A 760-nucleotide genomic window follows, 5' to 3' on the forward strand; every position below is an offset into this window, starting at 1 on the left:
TGATTGTTCGGATACTGATGTACTCACGGAATCACTTTGTGATCGTTCAGACTGACTTTTACTTGTCGAATCTTGTGATTGACTTTGAGATGTACTTGTTATAGGATCTGTCCCTGTTATTGTTTCTTTAAAGTAATTATCCGCTGGAGCAAGCGACCCATCTTTAGAAGCAAATGGTTTAAATGTCCATGTTAAATCACCAGAATTATTTGTAATAGGAACTATAAATGTTGATATAAGACTAGTTCCTTTTTTTACTTGAAATCCGTTAATTATTGGTGTTTCCCACCAATAATTCCCACCAGCCACTTTATTTATTGAATAGTTGTTTGGTGCTGGTTGTGTAAGATACGTGTCACTGAAACCAGTTGTATGTCCATTTTTTATAGTTGTTGGTACTCCGTATCCATCACCTAAACTCAGCATTGGGAAATGGGCATCTTGTGAAGAGGCTACATTTAAATTATTAGGCACATTAGGTTTTTCTATTACTGTAGTATTAGGGTTATCATATGAAACAATATATTGGAAAAAGAGATTTTTCCCATCACTAGTTACCTTTAAGCGGTAGTAAATAGGTAGATTATATAGTGTGTCATAGCCAGTCCCTGTATACACTTGGTCTACAGGGACTGTAGCCGCTGCTCTTGTTAATGAATAGTTCACTGAACGAAAAGCAGTTCTACTGAAATTTTGAATTTCTTTAGCGATTTCAGTTGAGATTGACGTTGATTGGGATGTTGATGTCTCTGCTGTTGTT

Annotated in this window: 1 pseudogene; it reads right to left on the reverse strand. The window is 35.9% G+C overall.

The annotated features are described in order from the left end of the window. Positions 1-760 (reverse strand): annotated as a pseudogene (locus SH09_RS16675) (hypothetical protein); the annotation flags it as partial.

It is taken from the genome of Staphylococcus gallinarum, from assembly GCF_000875895.1.
Taxonomy (GTDB): domain Bacteria; phylum Bacillota; class Bacilli; order Staphylococcales; family Staphylococcaceae; genus Staphylococcus; species Staphylococcus gallinarum.